Genomic DNA, 18,417 nt, shown 5'->3' with positions numbered 1-18,417 from the left:
CCGTTAATGTCTTTTCGGACCCGTGTCATCGGGCCGCCTATCTCGTACTGATCTATTCCATGTCCACTAGCTCAGTATCTGGCTCAGGGTGCCGTTACTGGCACCCGAATCACCACAGATGACAGTTGGAGCCCGCCTCGAGCGGGCTTTTTATTGCCCGGAGAAACAATGGCAACCGTAACGGATCAAGAAATTGAGCTGCTCATCAATGCGACCGTGACAGACCTGGCGTCGGTTTCCTCACTGATAGAGGAGATCCGAACACTGGGTTATGACACCAGCGCGGCGAACGAGCAATTGGCTGCACTGGCTGTGCGTTTTCAGGAATTGAAGGATCAGCAGGGGTTGATCGACCAGTTCAGCCTGCTGACGTCCAACGTCAGAGAACTGGCGATCACCCAGGCTGAGGCGAAGGCGCAAGCGACAGAATTGGGCCGAGCCCTGGCAGCGGCGACGGAGCCGAACGCCCTGCTGCGGGCCGAATTCGAGCTTGCCCGTAGCGCCGCGAAAGAAACTGAAAAAGCCTGGCAGAGTGGCCAGGTAAAACTGCAGCAGCTGCAAAGTGTGATGGCCGAAACCGGCCTAAGTACAAACGAGCTGGCAGCGGAACAGACTTTGGTCAGGCAAGCCTTCGCCGATCTGGGGACGAAGCTTGGTGAGCTGAAGACAAAGTTCTCCCAGGTGGGAAAGGAAACCGACCAGTTTGACGAGAGTGCTCAGACGGCGTCTTCCAGTCTTTCTGATCTCAGCGATGAAGCCGATAGCTCTTCCAGTTTCATCAGCAAGCTGGGGGGAGGGTTCAAGTCGTTTGTTGATGGTGCCCGATCACTGGTGGCTGGAACCATCACCTCGATTGCGACTTTGGGTAAGTTCTCCAGGGCTCAGGGAGAGCTGGCCAAAGAGCTCACCGAATCAGCCAATGCGCTCGGCATGAACCGCGAAGCCCTGCAGGTCTGGAAGCTGGCAGGTGACCGTGTCGGGCTCAGCGGCGAGCAGATGACGGGCATTCTGCACACCGCGACCTCCAAGCTCAGGGAGTTTGCGACAACTGGTGGCGGTGAAGCTGCAAGGGCTCTGGAATCCCTGAACCTCAAGGTTTCCGATTTTCAGAACCTGAAGCCTGAAGACCAAATGCTCCGGTTTGCCGAAGCGATTGATGGCCTGCCAGCATCCGAGCAAACCGACTTGCTTGAAGCGCTGGCTTCCGATGCCGGTCGGTTGCAGCCACTGCTGGCGAACAACGCCTCAGGCCTCAAAAACGTTGCCAAAGAGGCATCCGAAGTTGGCGCAATCTACTCAGACGCAGAGCTGGACAAGCTACAACGTTCCAATGAGGTCTACGACAAGATTGATGTGCAGCTCCAGGGGCTGACCCGTCGGGTTGGAGCGGAACTGGCCCCAGCGTTCAGCAATGCGACTGAGAAAGTACTCGGTCTGTTCAATCAGTCTGACGCGGGCGACAAGCTCGTGGCTCTGTTGAAGAGCCTGATCGGCTGGGGAGAGGAGGTTGCTGTCAGTCTCCTTAGCAACATCGAGTCGATGAGTTCTGGTTTTGGCACGCTTTGGAGCACGGTAAAAGCCGGTGCCAGCGGCACACTCGCCGCATTCCGGGGGATTCAGGCCGTTGTTGCCGGATTTCTTACGGTTCTCTCGGCCGGGTTTGCCGGGTGGTTGAGTACTGTTGAAGGTCTGGCTTTCCTGCTCAACAAGGTCGGGGCGATCAGTGACGAGACCTACACAGGCATCAGCGCAAAAGCCGATGCCGCCCGACGCACCACGGCGGATCTTGCCGAGCAGACGGCGGAGTATGGCCGCCAGGCCCTGGAAGCTGGAAAAGGGGTTGTCGATGCATTTGAGCCGGCAGGACAACAGCTGGAGAACACGGCAACCCAGGCGAAGAAAACCGGCGAGGCCATCAAAGAGATCGGGGAAGAAACTGGCAAGACCGCGACAGAAAGTGACAAGGCCGAAACGAAAGCAACCGAACTGGCCAACGCCTATAACTACCTGGGATTGACCAGTCAAAAAGCCCTGAACGATGCTGCCGATAAGGCCAAAACATCGTTTGAAGAAATCTCAAACAGTGGCGAAGCGACTCAGCGGAAGATCGCCGAGTCGTTCATGGCTTATGCCAAGGCGGTGATCGCAACGGGAGATGAAGCCCGAATGCGAGCCCTGGAGGGGAGCGCCGCCACATTGGGCTTGCAGCAACAGTTTCAGTCCCTTCAAACAGAACAGAGTGGCGCCGCCGACGAGGTCAAAGACGGCTTTGACCAGGCCAGTGAATCAATCAAGAAAGCTGGCGAGGAAACCGACAAGACCAAGGACAAAACCAAGTCCCTTCAAACAGAACAGAGTGGCGTCGCCGACGAGGTCAAAGACGGCTTTGACCAAGCCAGTGAATCAATCAAGAAAGCTGGCGAGGAAACCGACAAGACCAAGGATAAGACCAAAGAGTCAGCCGAGGCCGCAGCAGAGGCGCGGCAGAAGTTTCGAGAGGCTTGGGGAGCTGCGTTCGCGAAGGCAATCACGAACGCTCGTGAAAAGGTTACCGCGCTTTCCGCCGCTGCCAGAAATTTGTATGAGCGCAAGACTGGTGGCAACGCGTTTGTGAAGGAGACGGAGGATGCAAGTGAGGCTCTAGCGAGAGCCGAACGGCGCACCGCTGAATTAGCTGATGCTCGTCGAAGATTGTCCCGTTCCAGCTTTAGCGCATGGTTTGCCGACACCGCCTTGGCGGCTGCGGAGGTGGAAGAAAAATTCTGGCGCCAGGCCGTTGCAGTGGAAAACCTTACTGCCAAAGTGAATCAGGGCGTGTATTCCCTGGACGACCTGAACTACCTGAGTGAGACCGCAGCTAACCGTTTTGACGTGCTGGACAGCCAGCGACTGAACGGACTTCAGAGCGCCATTGAATCCGCCCGAAATCGCCTGGATAGCCTGAATTCCTCTGCAGATAGCACGCTCAACAGCATGCGTCAGCGGCTGGCAAGCATCCGTGGTGACGCGGAGGAAGAGCAGCGTTTGCAGTTTGAAGCGGAGCGCGACCGCCTGCTGACTCAACTCAACGAGGCCCGTGATGCGGGGGCGGATGCTGCGGCAGCGCGCTACCTCGAAGCTCTGGAAACCCTCGAGAAGATAAATGCCCTGGAAACGCGTAATCGCATTGAAGAAGAAAAGCGCGAGCGCGAACGAAAAGCCGCAGAGAAAGACCGGGATAACCCATTACCTCAGCGCCAGCCTCCGTCCCGACGCGAAGATGACCGCGAATCCGCCCGCCCTGCAACTCAGCCGGTGCGGACAATCAATGTCAGAGTTGGCAAAGAAACCTTCCAGGCCCGTGAAGAGGACGAGGCGGCGGTTCTGCGGGCTTTGGAAACTTCTCGGAGTACCTATCAATGATCACGCTCTCAGATGGCAATACCACGCTTGAGCTGCCCTACGATCTGGACTGGACCGACCGTCACTGGGCTCCGGTCGAACAGAGCATGACCCGGGGAATCACTGGCAAACCCCTCATCCAGGAGGCGGTTCGGCAACTTGGCCGACCAATCACCCTGGCACCTTCGCAGCAGGGGGGCGGTTGGTGGCCCATGCGTGAAGAAGCTCAGGTCAAGGTCTGGCTCAGCACCCCAAACCAGACACTTACCCTGACAATCCGCGGAGCGGCTCACACCGTGCGTTTCCGACATTTTGACGGCGACGCCTACGTCAGCCAACCGCTGTGTGATTACTCCGACCCCCGACCAGAAGACTACGTCATTCCGACCTTTCGATTTATCACTGTGGAGCCGTAAATGTCAGCGATTCAAGAAGAAAACATCAAATTCCTGGCCAGCCAGGTGATGGACGATGTCCCTGAAGGTGGCGGTGCTGCCACCAGCAATGAAATTGTCGATGGCCAGCTGAACAATGTCTTTCCGGATACAGATGATCAGGACCGGGCCATGGGCCGGTTTCGCCTGCGTAAGCTGTTCCTGGCGGTACGTACCCTGAACACCGATCGCTTCGGTAGTGCACGTACCGTCGTTACCGGTCTGCCGCAAGACCCGGCGATCAGTTACACCGTGTTCTCGACCAAGGACCCGTTCGACACCCGAGCCCAGGCATCGAGCCGGGTTGAAGCCTTCCTTTTCAAAGGTGGTATGTGGCCTGGTGCGTTGTATGAAAACCATATCTCTGGCATGCGGCAAGTCAGGGTGATTCAGCGGGTGGACTCTGAGTTGCCGACGATCGGCAAGACGCTGTGCCTGGTGCAAAATGAAGGGCAGCAGGATGAGATCGAGCAGTACATCCGGATTACCGATGTGTCGGTATCAAGGCAGACATTTACCACCGGTAGTGGCCAGGATTTCGACCGTTGGATCGTGACGCTGTCGCTATCAGACCGACTGCGACACAACTTTGATGGCTTCTCTGTCTCTATGACGGATAGCTACAACTATGAACATGGCGCTCGACTAAGGGATACCACGGTTGCGGATGCAACCAAGTATTACGGGGGACAATACAGTGTCGCTGATGCAGCGGTAGGCGATCAGACTCTGAATGTGGAGAGCATCTTCAATCAACTGGTGCCCTCGGCTCAAACTGAAACCCCACTGGTGAATCAGCCGCTGAATCCTGAACTGAGTATCAAGGTATCGGCAGGATCACGAGAAGTAGACATTCCTCAGCAGGCCCATACCCTGGCGCGCCAGGTAACGGCGGCAAACCGCAGGCTCAATTGGGTCGAGACATTGACGGTTGCCCCTGCTGCAGAGTCGTTGTCGCTAAGCTACATGGCTCAGGGGAACTGGTACACGCTCGTCGATGACGGTTCCGGGATTATCGCAGGCAGCGATCCGGCGTTTGGGAGTGGGACTCTGGACTATGAAACCAAGGCGTTGTCGGTCACCCTTGGAGCTCTGCCGGACGTTGGCTCTATGGTTCTTTTTACCTGGGGCTCAACGGTGCATTACCAGCGACTCTCTGGAGATGAGGCGACCAATGCACCCTTGCCAGAAGTGCACGGAGAACTGCCGGACCTGCCTGTCGACTCCGCCACCGTGGTATTCGAGTGGAAAGCGGGTGGGGCTGCCAAGAGAGCAACCTGCAACGCGTTGGGCATCATAAGCGGCGATGGCGAAGGCTCCGTCGACGGTACGACTGGCCGGTTCGTGTTGAAGCCTTACCGATTACCTGATCGTGGCGTTCAGCTTCAGGTCCAATGCGCCAAGTTTCAACCCCAAAACCCGGATGATGTGGTCCGCATCTCCGAGAGCATTCCGGTTGCACCATCGCTGGTGTTCTCTCAGGAACCTGAGCCTTCGACATTCCGGTTATTGATTTTGGTGTCGTTGTACGGGCAAAAGCTAGAACTATCTGCTCACATAGAGAGCAATGAAGTTTGGGTTCAACCCATGAAATTTGGCGAGTACCACGTTTCTCGCCAACGCATTGGCACTATCGAGAGTAACATTATTACCTTGGAGCGACTTACCTGCACGGTGCTGCGTAATTCTTGGTCTAGCTGGGATTCGTCTTGGTCGTCTTCTGCAAATATAGTTTCTTTTTCAGCTGAAATGGCGACGGCAACCTATGTCGTAAAAGATGTGCCTAAGGTTCATGCGGATGTGACCCATGAACAGACCATTAGCGATCTCCAGGTGGCGTTGGCGGCTACTGAGCAAGATCGCGGTGTGGCGAACTCCATGGAGTTTACTGTTGGTGGCCGGACCTACCAGGACCGGGCAGGTACGGTGGTGACCGACATCGACCCCGTATCCGGCTCAGCCATGGAGGCGGGCTCAATGGATTACAGTCGTAATATCGCCACTCTCCGTTACTGGGATGGCGGAGGAAATGCCTCTGTTTCGGTTTCCAGCCTGTTGACCGTTTATGGCGAGTGGACAGCCACGGAAGGGGTATTCCGGGCAGCGTCATCACCCTTGAAGCCCGAATCCCTGCAGATTACCGGAACGGCCATGGATGGCGAGCAGTTGACCGCGATGTCGAATGCCGATGGCGAGTTTGTTTCCGAATACATTCAGGGTGAGGCGGATTACACCCTTGGTGTCGGCTCTGTGTCATTCGGCAAGTGGGTGTCTGATGACAGCCTCTCCGAAGAAGAAAAAGCCGAACCCTGGTATGACCCTGCCAATGTCGACAGCGATGGCAATATCTACAAGCCGCGCCCGATGCTACCCAGCACCCTGCGTTATAACGCCGTGAGCTACCGCTACCTGCCTCTTGATGCTGACATCGTCGGTATCGATGCCGTTCGATTGCCTCCGGATGGCCGGGTGCCGATCTATCGGCCGGGGGATCTGGTTATGGTGATGCATGCCCAATCTCTTCCCGCCCAATCGGTAGCCGATGGGGATGTGGTTGCGACACGTCCGCGGGTGGCTTGGGTACGCATTCACGACGCAAATGACAACCCGGTTAATGATGGTTATGAACTGGACCGTGCCAGTGGGGAAATCACCGTTACTGACATGGCCAGTGTGCCAATGCCAATCACCATACAGCATACCGTTGCGGACCTGCGGATGTTGTCGGATGTGCAGATCAGCGGCGAGCTGACGGTGTCACGGGCGTTAACTCACAATTTCCCGGCCGGGGAGACCGTGGTGGCGAGCTGTTTGCCCCATGGCGACCGTCGTGCCCGAGTTTCCACCGTTTGGGATCAGGAAACCTGGAACGAGACCTGGACAGATGGTCTGCAGGGGCGTGAGGCCATTGCGAGTCTGAACGTCATTGCCCACCCCATCACTGTCACCAATGAAGGTGCGGAAACCGAACGCTGGGCCCTGAGGTGGAGATCCGCCACACAGGTTGAGCTGATCGGCGAACGAATTGGCCTGGTTTACACGGGGCCCTTTTCCGAAGATATCGCCCCGATCAATCCCAGAACCCGCAATGAAGATGGTTCCGGCGGTGTGCCGTACCTGACCATTCCTGCGGCCGCCAACGGTGGCGGCTGGAATACCGGCAACGTTGTGCGGATCAATACCGTGGGAGCGATTGCAGATTTCTGGATTGCCCAAGGCATTCAGCAAAGCGATGTGCCTTTGGGCGATGGCCTGGATGGCTGTGAGATTCATGGGCTTGGCAATATTGATCGACCATAAGGAGTAGAACATGGCAGTTCCGGAAAATAGTACGGTCAGATGGTTCACCAGTGAAATGGCAGGAGCTCCTCAGTTGACCCATGATCCTGGTTCAGTAATTGCGATTCTTGATGCTTGTCTGCTACATGGTTTTGGTCAGACAACTCCGGATGGAAATAAAATCATAGTCAGCGCTGGAGTTGCCACCGTTGAATTTAGTGGAGGAAATACCTTTGAGCGTCATGCCGTAGTCGAAATTAGTGGTGCAACGCCCAATTCACTCAACGATGTATGGCGGATATCCTCCTCGACAGCTACGACCTTCACCTTTGACTGTCCTGATGTGCCCGACGGCATAGCTTCAGGCGCGATCAGTGTTAAGCGGGCAACACCGGGATATTGGGAAAAGGCATTTGGGGGCGATATGGTCGCTGCCTATCGTTCCACTCACCCTAATGGAACTGGTATGTACTTGCGGATAGATGATTCTCGCCCATTTAGCGATGAATTTCGTATACCGGTGCGTGGTTATATGAGTATGACGGATATTGATACCGGAGTTGGCGAGTTCCCTACCTTTGACTCGCGGCCCGAGGATGATTCGAGTAGCACTCATTTATGGATTCGGCATAGCACACAGTCCCAAGACGATATTCCTGCGCCTTGGGCTGTGATAGCCGATGAGCGGTTCATCTGGTACCTGCCGAATGTGCGGCAGAAAAATGGTGCAGCTTTGTATCAGTTTGGTGATGTTGGGGCGCCGGCAACGGCAGATGTTTATAACTGTGTTTTGACCGGGCATTATCGAAATGCTTGGTACGGAACTGACGGATCTCACGCCCTTTATGTGGGGTCCAATTATAAAAATGGATGTTATTTTGCCGGTTCTCATGATGGCTCGAAAACGGGGGTTTCCTACTGGCGATCAGGTATGGGGAGTTCTCCATTAGTATACCAGAGCAATCGAGACGTGAATGTGTATCCGAATCCTATTTCAGGGGGTTATCTTTTCAGTCCTCTGATCGCTTATGATGATGAAACATGGCGGGGTACAGTGCCTGGCATTAAGCAAATTGATACATTTTTGTCGGAAGATGTTGAATTTAGTTATGATGAGCAGTTTCGAATTATTGATTTAGGATTTGGTTTGGATCGACCGATTCTGATGCTTCAGGCAGGTGGTAAATATCGCGGTGACTACTATATGGCTGCAGCATTTGATATCTGGGGGCCATGGCGATGACTGGATTGATTCTTCCATCGGTTTCTTATTCAAGCCGGTTTATTGGCGAAGGTGAGCTGCAAGGCTCTGTTCTGGGTAGAAACGACCGACCACTGCAACGGTGGGTATACCTTTTCCGACAGAGAAAGCCGGATACCAAGAGAGAGGTGCCGCGGGAGTTCGTTGCGGCCACAGAGTCGGATGCTGCGACAGGGGAGTTTGTGTTTCGTTACCTGGATGAATCTCTGATTTATACCGTGATCTCGCACGATGCGGAGGGCAAGTTCGATCCGGTGATGAAAACGGGCTTGCGCACCACACCGATGGAGAGGCTCTGATGGCACTGGTATTGGCACCAACACACCAGGCAGCTCGACAGCAGGCTTCCCGTCTACCGGCGCTGATGGCCAGTTCGGAGCTGCTGGTTTCGGGACCGGGGCCGGCGCTTATCCAGTTGTTCAGTGGCGACCCGGATTCGGGCAGCCGGCTTGCCGACATAGCAATGCCTGCCGATGCGCTGGTCCTGGATCAGGCTGCCCTTCAGATTCAGGGCGCCGGTATCATTGAAGGTGTTGTGATGGTCGAGGGCCAGGCGGAGCATGCCCGTATCCTGGACGGTGCGGGTAACTGGTGGGCAGACGCATCGGTCTCTGAAGAGGCTGGTGATGGCGATATCCGACTTCAGACAACGACACTCCAACTGGGAGCTTATGCCCAGATCACGAGTATTGTAATAGGGGGGTAGCTCTTGGAGTTGCGGCTTTGGCGCTATAGGCAAACAACGCCGGGGCCAGTGTCGCTGTACTTTACGCGATACCGGCCGTCGGATTACCCAACGATCGACGGAACCCTCTTTGCATACCTGCCCACCCCAGAGATCTCCGCGCCATCCCTGGCAGCGACAGGGGCGACCAATCTGGCGATACCCAGCGCGGCTGGACCTGCTCTGGGACTGTCAGCCCGTAACGCCACCGTCGGGCGTAGACGTCTGGCGATGGCGCATCAGCCCATGAGCCCAGCGGTTATATCTGGGCAGAGTCCAATACATCAGGCTTTGTGTGTGGTTGGGGCGATGGAAGTCGAACACCAAGGTGCCTTGGCATTGCGTCGAGCAACGGATTGCTTCAGAGGCACCGCTCAAAAGGTATCGAGTGGCCCTCTGGTATTGACGCAGGCCAGCGCCGTGCTGCGGCGACGGATTGCGTTAATCCGTCGCCGACGTTCGGTGCCGGCGCGAATTGGTGTGACAGCGGCTGCCACCGACACCGCCAAGCTGCGACGGTTTTCCATCGCATCGCAGCAGATGGCCCTGCCCAGGTCAAAAGTCCTCAGTGCGTCGTTAAGGGGAGCGGAGCTGGTTGGCCTGGAAGTGTTGAGTCTGCACACATCGTCAGCTTTTCCCAAACCAGGGCTGGCAACCTGGCCCGAGCCGGGCCTTCCTGAACCTGACCCGGTCGATCCGATTGTTGTGCAATTCTGCCGAGACCGAACAGATACCGTGGTACTGGTTTTCGGCCACTGCAAGGGTTCTAAGCCCGATACAGACACCATCGTTGTGCCCATAAGAGAGGAATACTACGTGCGCAATACGGTTTCACTCACTCTGCTGGATGGCACGTTCTTGCCAGCAGCGGATTTCAGCGCGTCGCTGGATGCGGATAGCTGGACCTGGAGCTGGTCGGCAAGCCTGCCCGGCACTGCGCTACCACTGGTTCGGCCGACAGATGCCGGGCGTGTGGAGGTGTTGGCCAACCTGAATGGTGAGGCCCTGAGACTCACCGTGACCGGCATCCAGCGAGATAGGAAGTTTGGCGAGAACTGGTTACGGGTAACCGGGCGTGGACGTGCCGATGTACTGGCAGAGCCCAGTGCCCCAGTGCTGCAGTTCCATAATGTCAGCGAGATGACCGCGCAACAGTGCCTGAACGAGGCCCTGACGCTCAATGGTGTGCCTTTGGGCTGGACTCTGGACTGGCAAATCGAGGACTGGCTGGTGCCCTCAGGCTCCTGGTCTCACAGCGGGACCTGGATCAGCGCAGCCACGCGTATCGCCGAAGCCGGTGGTGCCTATGTTCAGCCCCATGATACCGACCAGATCCTTCGCATTCTGCCCCGATACCCGGTTATGCCCTGGCACTGGAACGCTGTGGTGCCAGACATTGAGCTGCCGGAGGATGCTGTGGAGGTGGAAGGTATCGAATGGCAACAACAACCGTCATACAACGCAGTCTGGGTTCATGGGGGTGACCAGGGGCGTGCGGATCAGATTGTTCGGGCGGGCAGCAGTGGCAATGAGCCTGCACCGACCATTGTGGACGCATTGGCCACAGATCCCGCCATGACCCGACAGCTGGGAGGCTCGGTACTGGCAAACACCGGAAAGCAGGCGCGCATAAGCCTGCGCTTGCCTGTGCTTCCCGAAACGGGCCTGATTCGGCCGGGGCAGTTCATCGAATATCAGGAACAGGGCCGGAAGCACCGTGGTCTGGTGCGCTCACTGAGCGTTCGCCATGGCTTCCCGGACCTTTGGCAAACCATTGGAGTTGAAAGTCATGAGTAACCTGTATCGGCGATTTGCTCGGATCCTTCCGACCGAACCCAGGGACAAAGGCCGGGTTGTTGCCGTTCATTCCGATGGTGTGACCATTGAGCTGATGACCGGGCACCGCAAACGTGTCAAAGGCAGTGCCAATGAAGGTGAGCATGTGTTCGTACGAGGAGACCGGGTGGAAGGACCCGCACCCAATCTCAGCGGTATTCGACAGGAGGTCTGAGGTGCCGGACAGTAATGGCTGTGGGCCTGGCTGGATGGCCCGGTTCCGCGTTACCCGTCTGGTACAGCGTGGCCTGTTCAACTGGTTCTTTGAGGCCAGTTGCGACAGGCACGACCAGGGCTATCAGGCAGGGGGTGACGAAGTTCGTCGCTTCGAATGCGACTGGAAGTTCTTTCAGGCAATGCGACGGGATACGTTGCGCCAATGCGGCCCCCTTAGGGTGCTGTGCTGGGGAATGGCGGCGGCGTATTTTGTCTTGGTGCGGCTGGGAGGCTGGCGTTACTTCAACTACCGGTGATGGGGAAACCGATCACCGGATTGTTGGAACGTTGCTCAAGGCACCGGAAATGCAGCACCCGCATTCGTTCGCAGAATCGTGTGGGTGCCGCATCCAGTGCCTGCTTGGCTCAGTGATCGAAATCGTTCAGGGTCATCGCCACCGCCCGGAAGATGGCGCGGCCCTTGTTCATGGTTTCTTTCCACTCCAGTCGCGGTACCGAGTCGGCGACCACGCCAGCGCCGGCCTGGATGTGGAGCTGGTTGTTCTGGATCACCGCGGTGCGGATGGCGATGGCGGTGTCCATGTTGCCGTTCCAGGACAGGTAGCCCACCGCGCCACCGTAGACGCCACGCTTCACCGGTTCCAGTTCGTCGATGATTTCCATCGCGCGGATCTTGGGGGCGCCGGAAAGGGTGCCCGCCGGCAGGGTGGCCCGCAGTACGTCGAGGCAGGACATACCGTCTTTCAGCCGGCCGGTGACGTTGGAGACGATGTGCATGACGTGGGAGTAGCGTTCAACGATCATCTTGTCGGTGAGCTTGACGGTGCCGGTCTCGGAGACCCGGCCGGCGTCGTTGCGGCCCAGATCGATCAGCATCAGGTGCTCGGCGATTTCCTTGGGATCGGCCAGCAGCTCGGCTTCCAGTGCCCGGTCCTCTGCATCGGTGGCACCGCGTTTGCGGGTGCCGGCGATGGGCCGCACGGTGACCTCGTCGTCTTCCACCCGGGCGAGGATTTCCGGCGACGATCCGACGATCTGGAAATCCTCCAGATCGAGGAAGTACATGTACGGTGACGGGTTCAGCACCCGCAGCGAGCGGTACAGGTTCAGCGGCGGCGCCTCGAACGGGATGGTCATGCGTTGGGAAATCACCGTCTGCATGACGTCGCCATCGAGCACGTATTCCTTGATCCGGTCGACCGCGGCCTCGAACTTGTCCTGGGAGAAACCGGAGATGAAGTCCTCCTCTTGGACCTGCCGGCCGCTGAGGTGGGCCGGCGTCTGGGGGGCGTCGGCGGTCTGCCGGTGCAGTCGACGCTCAAGCTCGTCCAGGCGCGTGAGGGCCTGGTCGTAGGCGCCGCTGGTGGTGGGATCGACGTGGACAATCAGGTGCAGCTTGCCCCGCAGGTTGTCGAACACCACCACTTCGTCCGAGACCATCAGCAGGATGTCCGGGGTGCCGATCTGGTCCGGCGGGCAGCTTGGCTGCAGCCGTTTCTCGATGTAGCGCACGGTGTCGTAACCGAAGTAACCCACCAGACCGCCGTTGAAACGGGGCAGGTCCGCCAGGTCCGGAGCCTGGAAGCGGCGCTGGTATTCCTCCACGAAGGCCAGCGGATCATCGCTGTCGATCTGCTCCACCACCTGGCCCTGGCGGCTGATGGTGATGCGGTGATCGTGCACTTTCAGCACTTCCTGGCTGGGCAGGCCGATGATCGAGTAGCGGCCCCATTTTTCGCCGCCCTGAACCGATTCGAACAGGTAGGAGTAAGGCCCGCTGGCCAGCTTGAGGTAGGTGCTCAGGGGTGTGTCGAGGTCAGCGAGTACTTCGCGGAACACGGGAATACGGTTGTAGCCGGCGGCGGCCAGCTCGGCAAACTGTTCAGGGGTCATGGCGTTATCCTGGCTTTGCAATAGGCGATGGGGTGTGGATGTGGCGGCAATCGCTGGCTTTACGATCAGCGCCACCACAGGGATCGGGGCCGGCTGTCGCCGTGACAGGCCCGGCCGGGGCTGGTGGATCAGCCGTTACGCCATCGCCACCATCGGGTTGCGCGGGAGGAGAGTACGCTCCCGGGGGTTGCCAGATTCAGTCCCTGCACCGCAGGTCTCTCCCTAACGCTGGGGATATGGAGGATGGGCCCGGGAATTCCGGGCCGGAAGTTGCTGTTGAGATTACAAAAGCTCTGCCAGCGAATCAACCACCCGCTCGGCACCGAGGGTGTCGATGGCCTCGCCGTGGTTGTAGCCGTAACGCACCGCCACCACCGGCAGCCCGGCGTTGCGGGCGGCACGGATATCGGTGATCGAGTCGCCAACCATCACCGCCCGGGCCGGGTCGGCCCCGAGCGCTTCCAGGGCGTGGTGCAGTGGTGCCGGGTCGGGCTTTTTCACCGTCAGGGTGTCGCCGCTGACGGTGACCTCGAACCAGTGGTCCAGCCCCATCTGTTCCAGCAGGTCGTCGGTAAAGGCGGAGGGCTTGTTGGTGACTACTGCCAGCTTGCAGCCCTGGTCCCGGGCCGCCGTCAGGAAGGCTTCGACGCCCTCAAAAACGGTGGCGTGGCGGCCATTGTGCTCGGCGTAGGCGGTGAAGAAACGGTCCAGTGCCTGGCGGTAGGTGGCCTCATCCAGCGGGCCGCCGGCCTCATGGTCGTGGCGACCGGCGAGGGCACGCTGCACCAGCACCGCGGCGCCATTGCCGACCCACTGCCGGACCCGTTCGGCACCGGCGGTGGGGCGACCCATCTCGGTCAGCATCTGGTCCACCGCTGCGGCAAGGTCGGCGGCGCTGTCCACCAGGGTGCCGTCCAGGTCAAACAGCAGGGTCTGCGGCCACTGGCCATCGAACAGTTCGGTCAGTTTCATGGAGCGTCTCCGGGACGGTTACTGGGCCTTGGCCAGTTCGGCACGCATCTGGTCGATGGTGGCCTTGTAGTCGTCGGTGTTGAAGATGGCGGAGCCGGCGACAAAGGTGTCGGCGCCTGCAGCAGCAATCTCTTGGATGTTGTCGACCTTGACGCCACCGTCGATCTCCAGGCGGATGTCGAGGCCGCTGGCATCGATGCGCTGGCGGGCCGCCCGCAGCTTGTCGAGGGTGCCGGGGATGAACTTCTGGCCGCCGAAGCCCGGGTTCACCGACATCAGCAGGATCATGTCGAGCCGGTCCATCACGTGGTCGAGGTGGTGCAGCGGCGTTGCCGGGTTGAACACCAGGCCGGCCTTGCAGCCACCATCGCGGATCAGTTGCAGCGAGCGGTCGACGTGCTGGGACGCTTCCGGATGGAAGGTGATGTAGGTGGCGCCGGCGTCAATGAACATGCGGATCAGGTCGTCCACCGGGCTGACCATCAGGTGGACGTCGATGGGGGCGGTCACACCGTGCTTGCGCAGGGCCTCGCAGACCATGGGGCCGATGGTGAGGTTGGGCACGTAGTGGTTGTCCATCACATCGAAGTGGACAATGTCGGCACCGGCTGCCAGCACGTTGTCGACTTCCTCACCGAGGCGGGCAAAGTCGGCGGACAGAATGGACGGGGCAATCTGGAACGGGGTCATGACAGCTCTCTCGATCGGGCTTATAGTCGTTGGCGGGCCTGCGCTCACCCGGAGTGGGTCAGGCGCGGGTCTCGGAGGGTCCTAAGTGTACCAGTTTCACTGGACGTTTTTGGAGTTGGCCAGACGGGACACTGGATACGCATCTTCCGGCAGTCATTGAGCAGGAACAGGCAGGTGGTCGTGAGGTTACGAATAACAACAGGGCAGAGGCGCTCGCGGATTGGTCGTCCGTCTGGTGGTAAGCGTCTGCTGACCGTGCTGATGACGGCGATGCTGGCGATGCCGGCGCTGGCCCAGGAGGAATCGGACGCGCCCGAGGCGGATACGGACGACACCGCCGAGGGGGCCTCGAGCACGCCCAGGCGGGCGCCGGTGGATGCCCGCCGGCTGATGATCTCCACCGGTCTGGGCTCGCGGGCGCTGGCCGCCCGTTTTCCGGACGCGGCGGTGTGGCTGCAGAACAGTGAAGGCGGAGACGAGCTGGCACTGCTGGAGCGGGAGCAGCGGGCGCCGGCCAAGGGTGCGGTCTTGATTCTGGGGGCTGAGGGCCAGAGTGCCGCCAGCGGCCTGGCCGGCGCCATGCGTGAGGCGCTGGCGGCGCGAGGCTGGGCTGCCATGACCCTCGGCCTGCCGGTGGGGCCGGGGGACGGACCGCCGCCAGCGTCCGCCCAGACCAGCACCCAGACCGCGGCCGAGCCGGACCCGTCACCCACCGGTGGTGAGGCGGCGAATCCGGCGTTGGCTGCCAGTGGTGAGTCGTCGGTGATCGACGTGATGGCGAAAGAGCCGGTTGCGGATTTGACCGGCCAGTACCGGGAGCGGGTTGCTTCCACCCTGTCAGCCGCCCGCAGCCGGCTGCAACAGCAGGGCTATCAGCGCGTTGTGCTGGTGGGGGTTGGCCGTGCGGCGATGCCGGTGTGGCGGGAGGCCCAGGCCGCCAACGGCCGCAGTGCCGAACTGGTGTGGATCGCGCCGCGTTTCGCCGCCGACGAACGTCAGGCCTGGCCGGCCAGCCTGGAAGGTCAGAGCGACTGGCAGGTGCTGGACCTGGCGCCGGCGCGGGCACAGCCGGAGGTGGCCAGCCAGCGGGCGGCAGTGTTCCGGCGCCAGGGGATACAGGGCTATCAGCAGCAGGCGGTGGCGATGGCGGCGCTGCCGACCGCGCGGGACGCCCGCCAGGTGGTCAGTCGCCTGGTGGCCTGGTTGCAGCGCGAGGACTGATCGGTCGGGCGGTTATTTCTGCTCCGCCTGGTGACGGTGATAGCGCTGCACTACCTCCCAGGCCTGCTGGTAACGCAGCAGGCGCTCCTTGGCGTAGGCCAGTTCCCGGGGTGGCAGGTCCCGGGCCAGCTTGTCCGGGTGGCAGCGGGAGACCTGTTTGCGATAGGTCTGCTTGATCAGGGTCAGCGAATCCCGACGGCCAACACCCAGGATGCGACAGGCGTCCTGGTAGGTCTGCGGTGGCGGAAAGCGTTCGGCATTCTGTTGCCCGCCCTGGTTGCTGTAGCTTTCCAGCACTTCCGCCACCAGTCCCGCATCCAGCCCGAGGGCGTCGACGGCGTCTTCACAGCGGTGGCGCCGCTGCTTGCTGGGAAGGCCCTGCAACTGCGCGCCATGGCACAGGCACAGGGCGATCACCATCACCGCTTCCGGCCGCCAGCGCCAGTTCAGGCGTAGCCGCCAGGCCTGCCAGCGTGACAGTTGGGAACACTGCTTGCCCAGCTGAAAACGTTTGATGGCGCGCTTGCGCTGACCGGGTGTCAGCGCCAGTGCGCGGATCAGACTCTCGGCATAACCGATGTCCTTTTCAGTGACCCGGCCGTCGGCCTTCGCCAGGTAACCCAGTAAAAAGAACAGCTGTCTTCGGGCGTGGGCCGGCAGGCCGGTTTCCGTCAGCACCGGGCCGGGCTGGTAACCGTGTTTGACCAGGCGGGTTACCAGGTCGTCGTAGCTGGCGTCCAGTGGCGATGGCAGGCTGACCGGTGTGGCGGTACGGCTCATGGCTGTGAGGGCTCCTGCTGATTCAGCAATCGATCCAGCTCTGCCAGCCGCTGAGGGGTGCCGATGTCGGCCCAGTGGCCGCGGTGGTGCCAGCCGTACACCTGGCCGGCGGCCATGGCCTGGCGCAGCAGGGGTGCCAGCGGCCGGTGGCCGGTCGGCAGGTCAGCCAACAGGTCCCGATGCAGCAGGCTGATGCCGGCGAACGTCAGTTGTGGTGTGCCGTCGGCGTGGACGTGACCGTCCGCCGCCAGGTGGAAGTCGCCGTCCGGGTTGTGGGGCGGGTTGTCCACCAGTACCACCAGTGCCTGGGCTGAGGCGTCGTGTGGCGGTGTGAGCTGGCCCAGGTCAAGGTCGCACCAGATGTCGCCGTTGATCACCAGAAACCAGGGGCTGTCGGCCGAGGCCAGTTGCGGCAGCGCCTGACGGATACCGCCGGCGGTTTCCAGCGGCTCGTCCTCGGCGGAATAGTGCAGTTGCAGGCCGTAGTCCTGGCCTTGGCCAAGGGTTTCGACGATCTGTTCGCCGAGCCAGGCGTGGTTGATCACCACCTCGCGGAATCCGGCCTGCTGCAGTCGCACCAGATGATGGCCAATCAATGGTCGGCCGCCGGCGGTGAGCAGTGGTTTGGGGGTGGTCAGGGTTAGCGGCCGCATCCGTTCGCCCTTGCCGGCGGCCAGGATCATGGCCTTCACGGGGTCGGGTTCTCCGCGAGCAGGGGGCGCAGACGCTGGTCGATGGCTGGCATCACCACCTCCAGCAGCCAGTCGTGGAAGTGTCGCAGGGCGGCCTGGCGACCACTGGCCTCCACCAGATACTGCACCGTACGGGGTACATCACCGAGGAAGCCCGTCTTGCCATCGCGGATGGCCAGACGGGCAAAGATGCCGGCGGCCTTGAGATGACGCTGCATACCCATCAGTTCAAACCACTGCCGGAAGGTATCGGCATCGGCATGGTGCAGGCCGGCATCGGCGCTGAGTACCCGGTATTGCTCCGCCCACTGCCAGACCTGCTGTTCCGGCCAGCGCACGTAGCAGTCCTTGAGCAGCGACACCAGATCGTAGGTGATGGGGCCGCGCACGGCGTCCTGGAAGTCGATCACGCCGGGTACCGCCGTGTGTTCGCGCACCAGCAGGTTGCGGGAATGGTAGTCCCGGTGCACGGTCACCTGGGGCTGGGCCAGGGCGCTCTCACGCAGGAACGCGAACACGGTATCCAGCAGGGCGTGCTCGCTGTTGCCCAGGGTCAGGCCCAGTTGCTGCTCCAGCAACCAGTCGGGGAACAGGTGCATCTCCCGGTTCAGCAGCGCGGTATCGTAGGGCGGCAGCGGGTAGGCCGGATCGGCGGGCAGCGACTGGATCCGCAGCAACTCGTTCAGGGCCTGCCGGTAATGGCCGTCGGCGCTGTCGCTGTCGAGCCGGGCCAGCAACTGGGTATCACCGAAATCTTCCAGCAGCAGGAAGCCTTCCACCAGATCCTCCGCCTCAATGGCCGGCACCGCGACGCCCTGGTCCCGCCAGTGACGGGCGATGGCGACAAACGGCCGGCAGTCCTCGTGGGCGGGCGGGGCATCCATCACGATCAGCCCGGTGCCGTCGCGGTGGACCCGGAAGTAGCGGCGAAAACTGGCATCACCGGACACCGGTTGCGGCTCGGCCTGGGCCAGACCGGGGAATTGTCGGACCCATTGGGTCAGCTGTTGTAGGCGGGTATCCATCGCGTGGCTCTGAAGCAGTTCAAAACCCGAAAGTTAGCAGAACTGGCGGGCA

At 60.2% G+C, this 18,417-nt stretch carries 16 protein-coding genes; 10 read left to right on the top strand and 6 right to left on the bottom strand.

Going from position 1 to position 18,417, the window contains the following annotated elements:
• The first annotated feature begins 168 nt into the window (after window positions 1-168).
• From MLD24_RS08745 to MLD24_RS08705, 9 genes are all read left to right on the top strand, one after another.
• Complete coding sequence (locus MLD24_RS08745) at window positions 169-3,402, top strand: hypothetical protein (protein WP_248166224.1); 3,234 nt, start codon at window positions 169-171, stop codon at window positions 3,400-3,402.
• Window positions 3,399-3,797, top strand: a complete 399-nt coding sequence (locus MLD24_RS08740) for a GspH/FimT family protein (RefSeq protein ID WP_248166222.1) — start codon at window positions 3,399-3,401, stop codon at window positions 3,795-3,797. Before MLD24_RS08745 ends, MLD24_RS08740 begins: the two co-directional genes overlap by 4 nt.
• A complete protein-coding gene (locus MLD24_RS08735) occupies window positions 3,798-7,115 on the top strand; it encodes a hypothetical protein (RefSeq protein WP_248166221.1) in 3,318 nt (1,105 codons plus the stop codon).
• A 10-nt stretch (window positions 7,116-7,125) separates the two neighbouring features.
• Window positions 7,126-8,337: a hypothetical protein gene (locus MLD24_RS08730; protein ID WP_248166219.1), complete on the top strand. Its 1,212-nt coding sequence runs from the start codon at window positions 7,126-7,128 to the stop codon at window positions 8,335-8,337.
• Window positions 8,334-8,654 (top strand): hypothetical protein, encoded by a 321-nt coding sequence (locus tag MLD24_RS08725; protein ID WP_248166217.1) that lies wholly within the window; start codon window positions 8,334-8,336, stop codon window positions 8,652-8,654. Before MLD24_RS08730 ends, MLD24_RS08725 begins: the two co-directional genes overlap by 4 nt.
• Entirely contained in the window at window positions 8,654-9,061 is a 408-nt protein-coding gene (locus MLD24_RS08720; RefSeq protein WP_248166215.1) for a hypothetical protein, read from the top strand. Before MLD24_RS08725 ends, MLD24_RS08720 begins: the two co-directional genes overlap by 1 nt.
• An 834-nt stretch (window positions 9,062-9,895) precedes the next feature.
• Window positions 9,896-10,876: a hypothetical protein gene (locus MLD24_RS08715; protein WP_248166213.1), complete on the top strand. Its 981-nt coding sequence runs from the start codon at window positions 9,896-9,898 to the stop codon at window positions 10,874-10,876.
• Window positions 10,869-11,090, top strand: a complete 222-nt coding sequence (locus tag MLD24_RS08710) for a hypothetical protein (protein ID WP_248166211.1) — start codon at window positions 10,869-10,871, stop codon at window positions 11,088-11,090. The genes MLD24_RS08715 and MLD24_RS08710 overlap by 8 nt, the downstream gene beginning before the upstream one ends.
• Before the next feature lies 1 nt (window position 11,091).
• Window positions 11,092-11,388: a hypothetical protein gene (locus MLD24_RS08705; RefSeq protein WP_248166209.1), complete on the top strand. Its 297-nt coding sequence runs from the start codon at window positions 11,092-11,094 to the stop codon at window positions 11,386-11,388.
• A 109-nt stretch (window positions 11,389-11,497) separates the two neighbouring features.
• Here the strand turns inward: MLD24_RS08705 and trpE are convergent, their stop codons facing one another.
• From trpE to rpe, 3 genes are all read right to left on the bottom strand, one after another.
• Complete coding sequence (gene trpE, locus MLD24_RS08700; protein WP_248166207.1) at window positions 11,498-12,985, bottom strand: anthranilate synthase component I; 1,488 nt, start codon at window positions 12,983-12,985, stop codon at window positions 11,498-11,500.
• A 282-nt stretch (window positions 12,986-13,267) separates the two neighbouring features.
• On the bottom strand, window positions 13,268-13,957 hold the full coding sequence (locus MLD24_RS08695) for a phosphoglycolate phosphatase (RefSeq protein WP_248166205.1): 690 nt from the start codon (window positions 13,955-13,957) through the stop codon (window positions 13,268-13,270).
• A gap of 18 nt (window positions 13,958-13,975) precedes the next feature.
• Window positions 13,976-14,647: a ribulose-phosphate 3-epimerase gene (rpe, locus tag MLD24_RS08690; protein WP_227173855.1), complete on the bottom strand. Its 672-nt coding sequence runs from the start codon at window positions 14,645-14,647 to the stop codon at window positions 13,976-13,978.
• 180 nt (window positions 14,648-14,827) lie between these two features.
• Here rpe and MLD24_RS08685 point away from each other — a divergent pair, with 180 nt between their 5' ends.
• Window positions 14,828-15,868, top strand: coding sequence for a DUF3530 family protein (locus MLD24_RS08685; protein WP_248166203.1), 1,041 nt, complete (start codon window positions 14,828-14,830; stop codon window positions 15,866-15,868).
• Between the two features lie 12 nt (window positions 15,869-15,880).
• Here MLD24_RS08685 and MLD24_RS08680 read toward each other — a convergent pair whose 3' ends face one another.
• Genes MLD24_RS08680 through MLD24_RS08670 form a run of 3 tightly spaced genes read right to left on the bottom strand, consistent with a single transcriptional unit; the run spans window position 15,881 to window position 18,365 of the window.
• Complete coding sequence (locus MLD24_RS08680; RefSeq protein ID WP_248166201.1) at window positions 15,881-16,648, bottom strand: co-chaperone DjlA; 768 nt, start codon at window positions 16,646-16,648, stop codon at window positions 15,881-15,883.
• Window positions 16,645-17,340 (bottom strand): N-acetylmuramate alpha-1-phosphate uridylyltransferase MurU, encoded by a 696-nt coding sequence (gene murU / locus MLD24_RS08675; RefSeq protein ID WP_248166199.1) that lies wholly within the window; start codon window positions 17,338-17,340, stop codon window positions 16,645-16,647. The genes MLD24_RS08680 and murU overlap by 4 nt, the downstream gene beginning before the upstream one ends.
• Window positions 17,337-18,365 (bottom strand): aminoglycoside phosphotransferase family protein, encoded by a 1,029-nt coding sequence (locus MLD24_RS08670; protein ID WP_248166196.1) that lies wholly within the window; start codon window positions 18,363-18,365, stop codon window positions 17,337-17,339. The genes murU and MLD24_RS08670 overlap by 4 nt, the downstream gene beginning before the upstream one ends.
• Window positions 18,366-18,417: the final 52 nt, after the last annotated feature.

Origin of the sequence: Marinobacter xestospongiae (assembly GCF_023156385.1) — a bacterium.
Taxonomy (GTDB): Bacteria; Pseudomonadota; Gammaproteobacteria; order Pseudomonadales; family Oleiphilaceae; genus Marinobacter; species Marinobacter xestospongiae.
The sequence above is the reverse complement of the archived record's forward strand: the minus strand, read 5'-3'. Positions and strand labels throughout refer to the sequence as shown.